This window comes from Flavobacterium aestuarii (genome assembly GCF_040049115.1).
GTDB classification, from domain to species: domain Bacteria; phylum Bacteroidota; class Bacteroidia; order Flavobacteriales; family Flavobacteriaceae; genus Flavobacterium; species Flavobacterium aestuarii.
On the sequence record NZ_JBDLZZ010000006.1, the window covers coordinates 197373 to 213370 of the forward strand.

At 35.2% G+C, this 15998-nt stretch carries 16 protein-coding genes; 4 read left to right on the forward strand and 12 right to left on the reverse strand.

Annotated elements, in window-relative coordinates; translation table 11 throughout:
- Positions 1-14 precede the first annotated feature (14 nt).
- The 6 genes from ABEG11_RS08595 to ABEG11_RS08620 form a co-directional block, all read right to left on the reverse strand.
- Entirely contained in the window at positions 15-1157 is a 1143-nt protein-coding gene (locus tag ABEG11_RS08595) for an efflux RND transporter periplasmic adaptor subunit (RefSeq protein WP_348823758.1), read from the reverse strand.
- A 23-nt stretch (positions 1158-1180) separates the two neighbouring features.
- Complete coding sequence (locus tag ABEG11_RS08600) at positions 1181-2527, reverse strand: TolC family protein (protein ID WP_348823759.1); 1347 nt, start codon at positions 2525-2527, stop codon at positions 1181-1183.
- Positions 2527-3123, reverse strand: coding sequence for a TetR/AcrR family transcriptional regulator (locus ABEG11_RS08605; protein ID WP_348823760.1), 597 nt, complete (start codon positions 3121-3123; stop codon positions 2527-2529). The genes ABEG11_RS08600 and ABEG11_RS08605 overlap by 1 nt, the downstream gene beginning before the upstream one ends.
- Positions 3124-3157: 34 nt before the next feature.
- Complete coding sequence (locus ABEG11_RS08610; RefSeq protein WP_348823761.1) at positions 3158-3667, reverse strand: YceI family protein; 510 nt, start codon at positions 3665-3667, stop codon at positions 3158-3160.
- Between the two features lie 161 nt (positions 3668-3828).
- On the reverse strand, positions 3829-4389 hold the full coding sequence (locus ABEG11_RS08615; protein WP_348823762.1) for an RNA polymerase sigma factor: 561 nt from the start codon (positions 4387-4389) through the stop codon (positions 3829-3831).
- The gene (locus ABEG11_RS08620) at positions 4382-4777 is read right to left on the reverse strand and encodes a hypothetical protein (RefSeq protein WP_348823763.1); all 396 of its coding nucleotides are present in this window, start codon (positions 4775-4777) and stop codon (positions 4382-4384) included. The genes ABEG11_RS08615 and ABEG11_RS08620 overlap by 8 nt, the downstream gene beginning before the upstream one ends.
- 614 nt (positions 4778-5391) lie before the next feature.
- Between ABEG11_RS08620 and ABEG11_RS08625 the strand changes: the two genes are divergently transcribed.
- Complete coding sequence (locus ABEG11_RS08625; RefSeq protein ID WP_348823764.1) at positions 5392-5697, forward strand: type II toxin-antitoxin system TacA family antitoxin; 306 nt, start codon at positions 5392-5394, stop codon at positions 5695-5697.
- Positions 5669-6175, forward strand: coding sequence for a GNAT family N-acetyltransferase (locus ABEG11_RS08630; protein ID WP_348823765.1), 507 nt, complete (start codon positions 5669-5671; stop codon positions 6173-6175). Before ABEG11_RS08625 ends, ABEG11_RS08630 begins: the two co-directional genes overlap by 29 nt.
- Positions 6176-6330: 155 nt before the next feature.
- Here ABEG11_RS08630 and ABEG11_RS08635 read toward each other — a convergent pair whose 3' ends face one another.
- From ABEG11_RS08635 to ABEG11_RS08660, 6 genes are all read right to left on the reverse strand, one after another.
- Positions 6331-6837: a hypothetical protein gene (locus ABEG11_RS08635; protein WP_348823766.1), complete on the reverse strand. Its 507-nt coding sequence runs from the start codon at positions 6835-6837 to the stop codon at positions 6331-6333.
- A 287-nt stretch (positions 6838-7124) separates the two neighbouring features.
- A complete protein-coding gene (locus ABEG11_RS08640; protein WP_348823767.1) occupies positions 7125-10301 on the reverse strand; it encodes an efflux RND transporter permease subunit in 3177 nt (1058 codons plus the stop codon).
- 72 nt (positions 10302-10373) lie between these two features.
- A complete protein-coding gene (locus ABEG11_RS08645; RefSeq protein ID WP_348823768.1) occupies positions 10374-11438 on the reverse strand; it encodes an efflux RND transporter periplasmic adaptor subunit in 1065 nt (354 codons plus the stop codon).
- Between the two features lies 1 nt (position 11439).
- Positions 11440-12777, reverse strand: coding sequence for a TolC family protein (locus ABEG11_RS08650; RefSeq protein WP_348823769.1), 1338 nt, complete (start codon positions 12775-12777; stop codon positions 11440-11442).
- Positions 12778-12784: 7 nt separating this feature from the next.
- Complete coding sequence (locus ABEG11_RS08655) at positions 12785-13381, reverse strand: TetR/AcrR family transcriptional regulator (RefSeq protein WP_348823770.1); 597 nt, start codon at positions 13379-13381, stop codon at positions 12785-12787.
- A 97-nt stretch (positions 13382-13478) separates the two neighbouring features.
- Positions 13479-14000, reverse strand: a complete 522-nt coding sequence (locus ABEG11_RS08660) for a YceI family protein (protein ID WP_348823771.1) — start codon at positions 13998-14000, stop codon at positions 13479-13481.
- Between the two features lie 271 nt (positions 14001-14271).
- Here ABEG11_RS08660 and ABEG11_RS08665 point away from each other — a divergent pair, with 271 nt between their 5' ends.
- Together ABEG11_RS08665 and ABEG11_RS08670 are read left to right on the forward strand one after the other, a co-directional pair.
- Positions 14272-15246, forward strand: coding sequence for a polyprenyl synthetase family protein (locus ABEG11_RS08665; RefSeq protein ID WP_348823772.1), 975 nt, complete (start codon positions 14272-14274; stop codon positions 15244-15246).
- A 5-nt stretch (positions 15247-15251) separates the two neighbouring features.
- Positions 15252-15998 carry a hypothetical protein gene (locus ABEG11_RS08670; protein ID WP_348823773.1) on the forward strand — a complete coding sequence of 249 codons (747 nt, stop codon included), beginning with the start codon at positions 15252-15254 and terminating at the stop codon, positions 15996-15998.

Sequence of the window (15998 nt, forward strand, 5' to 3'; positions counted from 1 at the left end):
AACCACAAACTGTTTTAGAAATTCAATTTCATCCCGTCCGAAATGGTGTTCGCTCCTTCGGTAACTATTATTGCATCAGCATCTAGACCGCTTAAAATTTCGGTTACGTTATCAGAGGATTTACCCAATTGAACAATTGATTTTTTGGCAATTCCTGATTTCCCATTTGAATTAACAACCGTATAAACAAAATTGTTTTTCTTAGCGTCTTGCTGAATCACATTCGTTGGTACAACTACAGCATTTTTGCTTACATAATCGATAACTTTTAGCTTGGCAACTTGGTTTGGACGTAACAGATTATCAGGATTTGGAACACTTACTTCAATACCGAAGCTTCTGTTGTTTGGATTGATGAAATTACCAATCTGGCGAACTTTTCCTTTGTATGTTTTATTCAATGAAGTTAAAAACACATCAACTTCGGTTCCAATTTTTAGTTTCCCTATATAGGTTTCAGGAATAGAAGTCGAAACATACATGTTGCCTAAATTCACAATTCGCATTAAGCCTTGCGGACTTGGAGAAACCACTTCCCCTTTTTCTACATATACTTCGTCAATAGTTCCCGAAAATGGTGCTTTGATTACGGTTTTTGCAATTTGAGCCTTGATTTGTGCAACGCCTTTCTGAGCCGAAATCATTTGTGTTTGCGCCTGAAGGTATTGTATTTCGGAACCAATTTTTTGACTCCATAGATTTTTCTGGCGTTCAAAAGTTGTTTTGGCCAAAGCGTACTGGTTTTCGGCACTTGCTAATTGCTGACTCATACCACCATCGTCAGTGCGACCCAATACTTGTCCTTTGGATACTCTTTGACCCGCTTTTACATTCAATGCAACTAAATTGCCTGGAAATTCTGGCTGAATCAATACATTTTCATTGGTATTGATACTTCCTTGTATTTCAAGGTAATGATTAAAGGTAGTATCTTTTAATTTTATTGCAGTTACCAAGGCTACTACTTCCTTGTTTACGTCCAAAGTTGCCAAAGCTTCATCAATTTGAGTAAGCTGTGATTGCAGTTCGGCCTTTTTTGCAGTTATGGCCTTAATGTCCTTGGAAGCTATAATTGAATCGATCGATTGGTTTTTGTCTGATGAACCACAGGCAATTAAAAGAATTGATAAAGTGGTTATTATAATTGCTTTTTTCATATATCTATTATTTATTGAAATCGTTAGTTAGTTGTAATTTTTTCTAAACTGGCTTTTTTGTTGATGATGTTCACCATTGTTTGAATATATTTCTGTTGCGCGGTATACAATTGGCGTTGTGCATCATTGAAATCAAAACTGCTTGAAAGCCCTTCGGTGAATTTGATCTGCTGTTTTTTCTCGATTCTTTCCGATAGCTGCAGATTGCTTTTGGCAGTTTCGTAATCGGCAATGCTGTATTCGTATTCCGTTTTTGCGGTAGCATATTGCAATTTCAATTTTTGTTCCGTTTCGCTCAGCTGGGTTTTGGCTTGATCCAAGGCGATTTTGGCTTGCTGTGTTCTGGAACTTCTGGCCAGACTGCTAAATATGGGGACATTTAAGCTCACCCCTAGATTGGAGTAATTAAACCAGTTCTGGTTTTTGGAAAAAAAATCGAATTGGTCTTTAAATGCAGTGTACCCGAAATTAAAATTGGCCGATAATGATGGCAATGCCTTGCTTTTTTGAAGCTTGTATTCGAGAGTCCTTTGCTCTTCAAAATTGGTTGCTATTTTGTAACTGATATTGTTATTGATATCAAATTCTGTTTTTGAAAACGCAAGATCCATGTTTTGAATAGTCAAATCGTCTAACCTGTCTGTCAAGGTAATTTCTGCATTGATATCAATTCCAAGATTTATTTTTAGCATTTTATAGGTAATATCCAATAACCTTTTGTTGTAGTTTAAAGTGCTTTCCAGCGAACCCAAGGTGATTTCCAGCTGCTCAACACTTTCTTCCTCGATTAATCCATTTTTATAGGTAGCTCTTGTGTCGTTCAATGTTTTTTGTAATGATGCGATGTTTTTTTCAAGGATTGCTATGTTTTCTTTGGCAAGCAAAACATTGCCGTAGGAGTTAATAACCATTTCCTTGACATCAATATCAGTTCTTCGCTTGGCGTTTTCATAATATTTCAAATACGTTTTGGAAGCTTGAAGTGCTACAATATAGGAGCCGTCAAAAATAAGCTGACTCAAAGTAGATCTTGCCACCATATTGTATTTGGTTCCAAAAGCAACTTCGGCATATTCGCCTGGATTTCCTCCAAAAAATTCTGCAGGAACTACTGATTTTTGCAATACAAAATTATCGGTAAAGTCGACTCCGGCATTAATTTGAGGAAGTCCCATTGCCGTGGTCTCCCATTTTTTTTCTTTGGCTGCTTCTATATCGCGTCCCGAATTGATTGCAGTATAGTTGTTCTCAAGTGCATGGTCAATTGCCTGCTGTAAAGTAAATGAATAGCTTTTCTTCTGCTCGCTATTATCTTGGGCATGAACGCTCAAGGCAAATAGGCTAAAGGCTAGTATAAATAGATTCCTCATTATATATTGGTTTTAAGTAATTGTTTTTCGAGTTCGGCAATTCCTTTTGGGGTTGCCATTGCTCTAGTGTGATATTCCAGTGCTTCCAATTCCAGTCTAACGGAATCTTTTTCGGAAATAGTATTTTCCTTAATACTAAAGATTAAAATGTAATAGAATTTTACATAAATAGCTATGTCCAAGTCTTTTCGATATAATCCCTGTTCAATGCCTTTTTCTATATTTTGCCTAAAGCACATATTGCATTCATCAATTTCCCGAGACATTACTTTTTGATAGATTTCGGGGTAATGTTTCTTTAATTGATATAACGGAGAAGTATCTGTCGCCTGAAACATCTCCTTAAACATTTTTCGAATTTCAAAATTCTCTTCAATTGCGTTGTGATTTTTGGCTACAATGGTGTTAATGACTTCGTGAACGGTTTTATGAACCAATTCCGTGCTTTCATCAATCAATATTTCCTTGTTGCAAAAATATTTGTAGATTGTTTTTTTCGAAATGCACATTTCACTGGCAATATCATCCATGGTAACGCTTTTAAAACCTAGTTTTAAAAACAGATCACTGGCCTTGGATATAATTTTGTCTTTCATTGAATTGGGTTACTGGTTATTAATGGTTTTGCTATTATTGATTTTTGAATTCCAGGTTGGCAATAAGTTTAATGTCGGATCCCACTGCATAACCATTGTGACTTGTATACGAATTATAATGTAAGCCAAAATCTTTTGGGTTGATATTTCCAACAATTTCAAACGATGCGTTTTTGGTTCCGTTGTAGTCACTGTATCCAATAAATTCGGCATCCAATTCCACGACTTTGGTAATGTTCTGAATGGTCAGATTGCCTTTAAGGAAATTGATGCTTTTATTTACTTTTTGAAAAGAAGTCGATTTAAACTGAATTACAGGTGTTTCGTCTTTCTCAAAAAAGTCAATTAATTTTAGATCCGAGTTGCTCTCTTTGTCATTTACATGCAATGAAAATTCGATAGAGGCATTTTCTACTTCGTTGTTTTGTATGGCAATATGCCCTTTAAAATTATTCTTGGTTCCAGACATGTAGTCAATCAAAGAGCGTCTTGTTTTTATCAATACGTCCGATTCACTAGCATCAATTTTCCACTCTTTTTTCATAATTACTGTCTTTTTGTAATTTTTTTGTAATGCAAATATAACAAAGGAAACTAGAAAAACAAAAAAAGTTTCCATTGCTTAAAATGTATTCTATTAAAAATTAGGTGATTATATAATAAATAATGAACGGCTGTCAATTTTTATCGTGATAACTGACAAAATCAGGAGTAAATGATTTCTTCATACAATTCGGATAATCTTTTCCGCAAATGCAAAACAGCATACCGCTTTCGCGAGAGCAATGTATTGACCGAAATACCGGTTTCTTCGGATATTTCCTTGAATGACAAACCATCTAATTCGTTTTTTTCAAAAACTTCTCTTTGTTCCAGTGGCAGTTCAGATAATGCATTTTCCAGTTCGACCCACATTAAGGAGCGCAAATATTCTGTTTCGGGAGATGGGGATGTCTGCTTGCTAAAAAGCATTTCAGAAATATCATTGAGCATCTCGTCATCGTCGTTTAGGTAAGAGGGTAGTTCTTCTTCATGTTTCTTTATTTGTTTATTGATTATCATGTTACGGGCTACGCGATACAGCCATGCAGTTACCTGCTCAATCGGATTCATCGCCGTATCCACTTTTGCCAGCTGGTAAAAAACGTCCTGCAGAATGTCTTCGGCATCTTCCTTGTTTGAAACGCGTTTACGAATAAACGCGTCCAATCGAGGTTTGTGAGCTGTTACCAGCTTTCCGACATCTTGCGGTTCTTTATTACTCATTATCTTTTTTGTCGAAGTCAGTACTGTCGAAATCAAAATCTTTGTCACCAAAGAAACGTCTTCGGCCAAATCTTCCGCCACACATGTTTTCTTTGCGTTTTTCAACAAATTCTTTGCGCTCTTCGGGAGTCATGCTCATCCATTTTTCGCGAATGCCGTTTTTATGGCGCATACCTCCAAATCCCGGACCGCCATGATGCCCGTGACCGCCAAACAGCAGACGGGAAAGAACAAGTAAGCCCAATGCCTGCCAGAAACTGATAATTCCTAATCCGAATATGCTTGGCATCAATGCATTCCACAACAGCATGACTGCAAAACTGAATCCTGTGCCTGCTGCAATGACGAGCAATATTATTCCTGCTATTTTAAAACCTTTTCTTTTCATGGTATATTTTTTTTGTTTTTAAATTCATTTTAAGAAGCCTTCTATTTATGTAGACAAATGAACTTGATAAATATTTTACGAGAATCGAGTTTTTTTTAATTTTTTTTTGAATGCGAAAATAATTCCAAATAAAATTACTGTAATATGTTAGTTAATAAGGTGGTTCAAAAAAGAATATTTTCTGACCGAGCTATCCTAATTCTTGTGGATTTGAATGATTTTTTACAATTTTAAAAAGTATTAAAAAAGCGCAAAGCCGAAATATGTTGAGCAGGGAGTTGCTAAAAATAAATACCATGATATTTTTCTTTAGCATAAAATGGTGAGTTAAATGATTTAGAAATTAAAATATTTCACAAAATTTTTTACGTACGGTTTTTTTACGTACGTTTGTAAAAGCTAATACGGCTTCTAGTAGTCAAAAAAAAAATCATTTAAAATTCAAATGGGATAAGAACGAAACGAAATTTTAAGTTTAATTAAAAAATAAATTTAAAAATGTTAATTCGAATAACTTAAAATAACTTAAAAGAAGAAAAAGGAAACAGAAAAAAGTGCGAAAAATTTATAAAAGGACTTATAAACATAATAGACAAATTTAATATAGTTAACATATGGCAACATTAATTAATGACCGTATAGATGTTCGTATTAGCAAAGAACAAAAGGAATTGATTAAGTATGCGTCAGCATTGCGTGGTTTTAAAAACGTCAGTGAGTTTATTGTTACTTTTGTAACAAATGAAGCGAATAAAATTGTAAATGAAAATAATAGTATTTTGAATACTTTAGAAGATAAAAAAATATTTATTGATACAATTTTAAATCCCCCTATGGCAAACGACAAACTTAAGAATGCTCAAATTAACCATTCAAAATTAGTCGAATCAGATGAGCCTAAAATTAGAATTATTAAATAAATTACACGTAAAAAAAGAATTTAGTTGTGGTAAAGAGTTATTAGATGGTTATATAAGAACCCAAGCAAAACAAGATTATAATAGAGACTTATCAGTTTGTTATGTTTTAAATGAAGTAAAAACTAAAAGAGTAGTTGGTTATTATACTTTATCCAGTAATACAATTAGCAGGTCTGAATTTCCAGAAGATTTAGCCGAAAAATTACCGTCTTCATACATTAATTTGCCCACGATATTATTAGGTAGATTAGCCGTTGATAAAAGAGACAAAGGGAATAGATATGGAGAGTTCTTACTAATCAATGCTTTAAATAAAGCTGTTGAGTTATCGGAGAGTCTAGGAGTAATAGCCGTAGTTGTTGAACCAATAGACGATGAAGCGAGAGACTTTTATAGTGCTTATGGGTTTACATTAATTCCTAGTAATGGAAAAATGTTTATAACAATAAAAACAATAAAGACATCCAAAATAATTTGAAAACTCTGAAAAGACAAAAAGCCTAACTAGGCTTTTTGTCTTTTTTAATAAGGTTTAGAGTGTTTGAAATATAATTTACAAATCCAGATGAATAAATCTCTCTCAACGAATTATTAGCTTTCCAGCATAAATAATTAATTTGTAATAGCAGGTAATTATTCTATTTTTCTGATTTTATACTTATTAATTAAATAGAGTGAGGCAAATTCTTCTGCATTAAATCTTCGGTTAACAAATCTCCATAATGAAAAGAAAAATAGTAAAATAGAACTAATGAGAATAGGCGTACAATGGAAATAATAGCAAGCTGCAACAATGCAGACAATTGTGAAACTTCTGAAAAAGTTTGAGTCCGCCTCTAACCGCTGTGTAATTGTCATTAATTGCGGGTCATCTTTTGAAATAATAATCTTTATCCAATCATAAAACTTAATATCCTGATGATAACTTTCATTTTTGAAGCATTCGCCTTTAATTTTTTTTGCTTCTTCAATCAATGCTAATCCTCTTGATTCGGGCATGTTTTTAAATAATTTTCTAAGCAGGCCTTTTTTGCTGTAAAACTGAATAATCATCCAGTCATTCAGATTTTTTTCCACAAACCAGAAAAGGCGTATAGTATGTGTCCAACTATATAGGAAGTTATTGCGTAGTATACCCATGATGGACTTGAAAAATTATGACATTGATTAAATGTATTGACAGTAACAATGTATACAACACAAAATCCAGGTAGAAGGACGGAGAAAAAATCAACTAATCCAATAAAAAAGTCAGCGGGTTTAAAATCCATATGTTATAGCGGTTAAGTATTACGTAAATATTCTATATGTTATTGTTATTGAGGTTGCTCAATCTCCAAATATAATCATTCCATTCCCGTAAAAAAACAAGAAACCGCCAAAAATCAGATTTCTGGCGGTTTCTTTATCACAATTAAATTCAGGTATTATAGTGTATGCTTCGGATTAAAACCATCCTCGCTTAGTTCTTTATGATCGTAATCGGCAGTCATTTCGGCTTCGTAATCGATTTTTTCGTCTTTAGTCAATCTAGCTTTGATTTTCTCCATGATTTCATAAATCACAGGAACGATAATCAAGGTTAAGAATAATGACGAAATCAATCCTCCGATAATTACCCAAGCCAGACCATTTTTCCATTCAGCACCAGCTCCAGAAGCCAATGCAATTGGAAACATACCGAAAACCATCGCAATTGTCGTCATCAAGATCGGACGCAGACGAGCGTGGTTCGCCTGAATCAAAGCTCTTCTGATGGTTTCACCAGCCGCTCTTCGCTGGTTGGTGTAATCCACAAGCATGATCGCATTTTTACACACCAGACCAATTAACATGATGATACCCAAAATGGTAAATATATTCAGTGTATTATTGGTTAACGCTAAAGCCAGCATCGCTCCAATGAACGAAAGCGGAATAGCAAACAATACTACAAACGGGTGCATAAAACTGTCATACAAACCAACCATTACAAGGTAAACCAAAATAATAGCGGCCAATAAAGCGATTCCCAAAGTACCAAAACCTTCGCTTTGATTTTCCTGATCACCTCCCCAAATGTAGCTTACCCCAACTGGTTTTTTAAGTTTATCCAGTTTTGCCTGCCATTGGGTTACAATTGTCCCAGTTGGAACCCCAACATTTTGACCTTGTACCGTTACCGATGCCGATTTGTCACGGCGTTCCAATTGGCTTGGTCCAGAACCTTCAGTAATTGAAGCAAACTGCGACAGTTTGATCTGCTGTCCAGCACTGTTAACGAAAATCAGATTACTCACATCAGTAATATTTTTTCTGTCAAAAGCATTGTATTTAATGTTGATGTCATATTCATATTCACCAGCTCTGAACTTTCCGTCAGTGTTGCCGCTGTAAGCTGTCTGCATTGTCATACCTACAGTCTGAAGTGTAAGTCCTAATGCTGCCATTTTATCACGATCCACCTGTACGTTGATTTCAGGATTTCCATCTTCAACAGTCAGTTTAATTTCGGTTGTTCCAGGAATGCTGCGTAATTCTGCTTCAGCTAATTTGGCGAAAGCCATAGCAGTTTCGGTTGAAGGTCCTGTAACAATCAATCCTAATTTAGCATTTTCTGCAGTACCTAAAATACCAACTGGTACTGTTTTTACTTTGGCACCAACCAATACTTTTTCCAGTTTACGTTTGATTTTTGCTGCATATACAGAAGCAACATCCGAACGTTTTGTGTGGTCAATCATTTTTACATCAATCTCTGCTTTGTAAGCAGTCGCCTGCGATCCTCCCATACCTTCGGAAGTCTGCCCTACAGTTGTAATCTGGCTGGCTACATATTCTTCGTTTTTCAAATAGGCTTCAGCTTTTTGAGTCATGAAGTTGGTTTGTTCCAATGAAGCGTCTTTCGGCATTTCGATCTGAACCAAAAACTCACCGCTGTCAGAAGAAGCAAAGAATTCTCCACCAATAAATCCGCCGCTCATCAAACCGATAGTCGAAGCAAAAAACAAGACCACAACAACAGCAATAGTTTTGATGTAATGATCCAGACACCAGTTTAATAATTCGGTTACCCAGTTTGTAAAACGTGTCAAAAGGCTTTCGAATCCAAGAATGGTTTTTCCAAATAAATTTTTACCTTCAATATGTTCCAATTTTCCAAAACGGGAAGACAGCCAAGGAATAATAGTGAATGAAGCCAATAAAGACAGCATTGTAGATATAATTACAGTAACACAGAATTGGGTAATAATGTTTGACACCAATCCTGAACTCATTGCAATTGGCAGGAACACTACCACAATTACCAAGGTAATCGAAGTTACCGTTCCCCCGATTTCTGCAGTACCGTCAAAAGAAGCACGGATACGGCTTTTGCCCATTTCCATGTGCCTGTAAATGTTTTCCAGAACCACAATCGCATCATCGACAAGAATACCAACTACAAGTGAAAGTCCTAATAAACTCATCAAGTTCAAAGTATATCCTAAAAGATAAATTCCGATAAAAGTTGCTATCAGCGAAGCAGGAATCGAAACCATTACAATTAATGAGTTACGAATACTGTGCAGGAAGAATAACATTACAAATGCTACCAGGATTACCGCAATCAATAAATCGTGTATTACAGAATCGGCTGCTTCTAGTGTATAATCAGTACTGTCTTTTGCAATTTTTAAAGACAGTTCGTTTGTTTTATATTCAGTTTCTAATTTAGAAATTTTAGTTTTCAAATCGGCACTTACCGCAACGGCATTTGCATCTGATTGTTTGATTACCTGCAGAATGATCGCGCTTTTTTGATCTACTCTTGAGATTTTTTCTGCTATTTTTTGAGCATCCTGAACATCAGCAATATCCTGTAAACGGATTTCGATTCCGTTTTTAGATGAAACAACCAAGTTTCTTAATTCATCTACACTTTTGTATTTACCCGCTAAACGGATTAATATTTTTTGATTTCTGGTTTGAATATTACCCGTTGGGAAATCCAGATTCGAAGATAAAATCATTTGCTGTACCTGCGGAACCGAAAGCCCGTAACCCTGCATTTTTACTGCGTCAAGGTTCACCTGAATTTCACGTTCCTGACCACCAATGATGTTTACCTGCGCGACACCCTGCACACGGGATAAAACAGGAGCAATCTTTTTATCGATCAAATCATAAAAAGCTGCTTCGTCCATTTTACCATTGGCACCAATAGTCATAATTGGTAAATCACTCAAAGAGAATTTGGTTAAGGCTGGAGTTTCGGCATCATCTGGCAAGTCACTCACAAGCGCATTGACTTTACGCTGTGCATCATTCATCGAAATGTCAATTTTTGCATTCGATGTCAGTGTAACCGATACGATTGATAAACTTTCGTATGATTTGGAATCAATTTTTTTGATGTTTTCCAAAGAGGCGATACCATCCTCAATTTTTTTGGTAACGGTATTTTCCACCTCACTTGGAGAAGCTCCAGGATAAATAGTAGAAATCGTAATAACATTCTGTTCGAATTTAGGAATCAGCTCGTAGCCCAATTGGCTGTAACTGAACAGTCCTCCAAGAGTTAGTATCGTGAAGAGAACGATAATTAACGAAGGACGTTTTATGGATATTTCTGCTAATTTCATTTTTTGTTGCTTTATGCTTTATGCTGTAGGCAATAAGCTTAATGCTTATGGCTTATAGCTTAATGCTTTAAATTATTTAATAATTTCTACTGCGTTACCATCCTGAAGATTAATCTGACCTGTAATAATAACAGTTTCACCATCAGATAGTCCATTGATTATTTCAACCTTGTCGCCTAAAATTCTTCCAGCAGTTACTTTTTTAAGTTTAGCGATTCCGTTTTCAACCACAAATATCTGATTGCTGCTTACACTTCCAACGAAAGCATTTCTAGGAACTACTTTCAATTCTTGTTTTTGTTTTGTTCCAAAGTTGGCAGTTCCGTACATTCCTGCTTTAATGCTGCTGTTAGCATTGTTTGTGATTTCAATTTCAACAGGGAAGTTTAGGCTTTCATCTGCTTTTGGAGCGATAAAAGTAATTTTGCCAGTGACAGATTTATCAGGAAAAACACTTGAAGTTACAGGTACAGTATTTCCAATTTTCAAACCAGCAACCTGGCTTTCGTTCACGCTTACTTTTAATTTTAATTTGGAAACATCCACAATGTCAAACATTTGTGTAGGTGGCATTCCAGCTAGAATTGTTCCTGGTTCAATAAATCTTTTGTTAATGAATCCTTTGATAGGTGCTTTTACTTTAGTGTCACCTACGTTGATGTTCGCTTGGGTTAAGTTTGCTTGTGCATTTGTTAACTGCAGTTTTGCCTGATCCAATTGCTGTTTGGTAACACCTCCGGTCTGGTAAGCGTTTTCATATCTTGCATAATCATTTTTAGCATTATCATAAGCCGCTTTTGCAGTATTAGCATTTACATTAATTACGTCACTTCTAACGATTACCAATGTCTGTCCAACATTTACATAGTCTCCTTCATCAACCAGAACTTTAATTACTTTTCCTGATTTTTCGGCAGAGAAAGTAAGTTCCTGTGTAGGTGCGAAGTTTCCGTTAGCAACAAAATCCAATGCAATATTTTCTGTTTTTACTTGAGCAACTTTTACAGAAACTGCTGCATTTTTTTCGGCAACAATATCAGTTTTAGCTTTGTTTTCTGCCTTGTTTTTCGATAAAACATAACCAATTACTCCTAAGGAAGCAGCGATTGCGATTATTGTAAGTATTGTCTTTTTCATTTTAGTTATTTATTAATGTTTTAAGTTGTCCTTTAGATTTAATTAATGCTACTTCGGCTATTTTATAGTTTAAGATGGCTCTTGTATAATTGTTCTGTGCTTCGAGTGATGCATTTTGTGCATCCAGTAAATCAGTCAATGACGCTAATCCCTGCAGATAATTATTTTTAGTGTTTTTCAGTATTTCTTGTGCCAGTCTCATATTTTCTTTCTGGTTGGTGATTGTCACAAAGTTGTTCTCAATCTGTGCTTTTGCATTTCTGTAATCAAGATCAAGCGAAAGCTGTGTGTCTTTGATGTCTTCCTGAAGTGATCTGATCTCTACATCTGCCTGTTTTATTCTTGCTCGGGTTCCAAAACCATTAAAGATTGGAATTCTTAAATTTAGTCCAACTGCTGAGTAATCAGACCAGTAAACTCCGTCCTTTGGTTTTGCGAACCAAGGCATCTGCGGTCCCTGTCCTAAATAATTGTAACCTGCGACCAAAGAAAGTGTTGGGTAAAGTTCTGCTTTGATAGCTGTCTTGTTGTATTCTAATAATTCTTCATTTTTTTTCAAAAGCAGGTATTCTGTTCTGTTTTCCGTATTTGGAGCTTCTGCAAATGTTTCAGGAGTTATATTGTATTCTGTCTGCGGAATCACAAATTGTTCAGAAATTGGCATTCCCATATAGAATTTCAATGCGTTTTCCTGTAGTTCCAGCTGATTTTTTACTTGCTGGCGTTCCGTGTCAATGTTAGACATTTTTACGACAATTCGGTCCAAATCAGTTTTTTTGGCTAATCCATTGTCAAATTGTCCTTTTACAATGTCTCGAACCTTTGTAGTATTTACATAGTTACTGTCCAATAATACCAATCTTTCGCGCTGTACATATATTGAATAATAATTATTGGCAACTCTTTCGATAACTTGTTCTTCAGTTAACTGATTGTTTATCTGGTAAAATTCCCGAGTTGATTTTGCAGCTCTCAATCCAGTAAAAACGCTCAGGTCAAAAAGAGCCTGGTTTAACGAAACGCCTGCGCCTGAAGTCCAGTCCTGCCCAAAGGAGGCTTGAATTGTTGTTCCCGGTGCACCAAAAGCCGCACCGTCTATCACATTGGTCTGTAAAATAGGATTGTAAGTTAAACTTCCGTTTGCGGTAATCTGTGGTAATGCTCTGGAGCGGATTTCCTGTATTTTGTATTCGCTTTTTTCTACTTCTAATCTGGATTTTTTGGCATCAGCCTTATTTTCCAGCGCATAATTTATGGCGTCTTTTAAGGTCAAGGTTTTTACCTGTGCGTTGGCAGTTAGTCCAATTGTGCACAAAAGTATTAGGGTTATTTTTTTCATTGAATGTTTATATATAAGAGTTTTGTAATTGTTTTTCTAATTCGACAATCCCTTTTGGTGTCGCCATGGCTCTAGTGTGATATTCCAAAGCTTCCAGCTCCAGTCTTTGAGATTCCCTTTCAGAACTGGTGGTGCCATGAATGCTGAAAATGAGTGTGTAATAAAAATTAACATAGATGTCAATGTCTAAATGTTCTCGGTACAGACCTTCTCGGATTCCCTTTTCAATATTGTGTTTGAAAGCCTGATTACATTCGTTCAGTTCCCTCGATATTACTTTGTTGTAGATATCGGGATAATGTTTTTTCAGCTGATAAGCTGGCGAAGCTTCTCCAGATTTAAACATTTCCTTGAACATTTTTCTGATTTCAAAATTTTCTTTTATTGCATTGTATTGTTTTATCGCGACACTGTCAATACTTTCATGAATTGTTTTATGAACCATTTCGGTACTTTCGGCGATAAGGATTTCTTTGTTGCAGAAATATTTGTAAATCGTTTTTTTTGAAATGCACATTTCTCCAGCAATATCATCCATAGTGACACTTTTAAAACCAAGTTTTAAGAAGAGTTCTGTGGCTTTTGATATAATTTTTTCTTTCATTTTATGATAACTTGTTGTAGTTAAATTTCAGTAGTACAGTAAAAGTTAGTTATTAAATGAGTTTTGGTTTTTTTGCTTTTATGAGAACTGGTTATTCTTAATGCGTGAATTCTAAATTGGCTATGATTTTTATGTCTTTGCTTATAGGTACGCTTTTGTTTTGTCTGATCATTTTGTAATCAAGCCCAAAATCTTTACGGCTGATGTTTCCGGTAATTTCAAAAGATGCTTTTTCGACTCCATTGTAATTTTTGAACCCGATAAATTCAGTATCCAGCTCAACTACTTTTGTTACGTTTTTGATAGTCAGAAAGCCTTTCAGGAAATTAATGTTCTTGTTTATTTTTTGAAAAGAAGTCGATTTGAATTTTATCAGAGGTGCTTCGTCTTCATCAAAGAGATCAGTAAATTTTGCTTCTTTATTCTTTTCAGCCGAGACGTTTTTTTTATCATTTACATTCAATGAAAATTCTATTGAAGCATCTTCAACCTCGTTGTTTTGTATGGCAACATGTCCTTTCAAATTGTTTTTGTCACCAGGCAGGTAGCCAATTAGAGAATGTCTAGATTTTATTATAACGTCTGATTCGTTTGAATCAATTGCCCATGCATTTTCCATGATTCGTATTTTAAGTAAAGTTGTTCCTTGTTTTTATCTTTTTACGGAAACTTTAAACACTAATAAAGTTTCTTTTGTTTTTGCAAATGTAATAAGGAAACTTTAAATACCAACAAAGTTTCCAATGTTTTTTTTCGATGAATATTATAAATAAAAATTATAGTTCCATTTTACAATGGTTTACAGCTTAATAATTAACATTTGAATTGTATCTTTGAACTTTAAATCCAAGCAATGAAAGCTTCGGAAAAAGTAAATCTGACTTATTTATATGCACGCAATTCCTCAGTATCAAGAATTTTTTATTGCTTATTTAGAAAATCAAAAAATTAATAAAGATCCAGAAAACCTTTATAAACCAATAGATTACATATTGGGATTAGGCGGAAAAAGAATGAGGCCTGTGCTGACTTTGCTCGCTGCTGAAGTCTTTGATGCCGATTATAAAAAAGCACTGCCTGCAGCTATGGCTGTTGAAGTTTTTCATAATTTTTCGCTGGTACATGATGATATTATGGATGATGCTCCCTTGAGAAGAGGCGAGCAGACTGTTCACGAAAAATGGAATCTGAATACCGGAATCCTTTCGGGCGATGCCATGCTCATTTTGGCTTATCAATTTTTTGAAAAATACGAGCCAGTAGTATTTAGGGATTTAGCAAAACTCTTTAGCAAAACGGCTCTCGAAGTTTGCGAAGGACAGCAATGGGATGTGGATTTTGAAACCCGTACCGATGTAACTATCCCCGAATATCTAAAAATGATTGAACATAAAACGGCCGTTTTGGTAGCTGCTGCTATGAAAATGGGGGCGATTATTGCAGATACTTCTGTAGAGAATGCGGATTTAATTTATAATTTCGGACTTAATTTAGGAATAGCTTTCCAGCTGCAGGATGATTATCTGGATGCTTTTGGCGATCCGGAAACTTTTGGAAAACAAGTGGGCGGAGATATTATAGAAAATAAGAAAACGTATTTGTTTCTGAAGGCAATGGATTTTTCAAATGACGAAGAAAAGAAGCAATTAGCACATTTGTTTTCTATCCAATCAGAAGAGAATGAAGATAAAATAGCCCAGGCGAAAATGATTTTTGAAACAAGCGGCGCATCTGCAGCTACTCAAAAAGCAATTGAACAATACACTTTTAAAGCTTTTGAAACTTTAGAAAAAATGAATTTAACCGAAGATAAAAAAGCCGTGTTGAGGTCATTTGGCGAAAGCTTAATGCTCAGAAAGGTTTAAACAGTATGAATACCAAGCTGGAAGCCGTTTTTTTTAATGATGTAAATAGCAGCCGCAGCAAGCAGATGCTTTTTGCAGGAATGTTCCCTTTTTTTACTCTTTTTGCACTTGGGATTGACAGTGTCGGCTTTAAAGAAAATTGTTTTGATGGCAGGCAGCTTACAAATGTCCTGGCAATAATTTATTTCTTTTTTTTCTTTTTCTTTTCTGATGCCTATTTGCGGAAATTGATGTTTGTAATGGTTTTTTTGTCCTATATAGGAGAATTGATTTTTTGCAAATTGCTGGATATGTATCAGTATAGAACTGCTGCTATTCCTTTGTATGTTCCTTTTGGGCATGCCATTGTGTATGCCTCGGGCTATGTTTATGCCCATACCAAATGGGCTGTCAGTAATGATACTGTGTTAAAAAAATATTTTGCTATTGCATTTGCATTGCTTTTTGTGTCAGTGGGAATTTTTCTGAATGATCAGTTTTCTTTAATTTTCGGTGTCTTTTTCTTTTTGCTCCTAAAGAGAAAACGATGGCAGAGTGTATACTATTTTATTGCTGTCTGTGTTATATTTATTGAGCTGGCTGGCACATATTTTCAATGCTGGAAGTGGGTTCCCAAAACATTTGGCCTGATTGCAGCTGTTAATCCCCCAATGGGAGCGGTTTTTTTCTATGCTGGTGGCGATGTGCTATTAGTAAAAATTGCAGCATTCTGGGAATCCAAAAAAACGAATGCTCTTTTAATAAAAAAATAA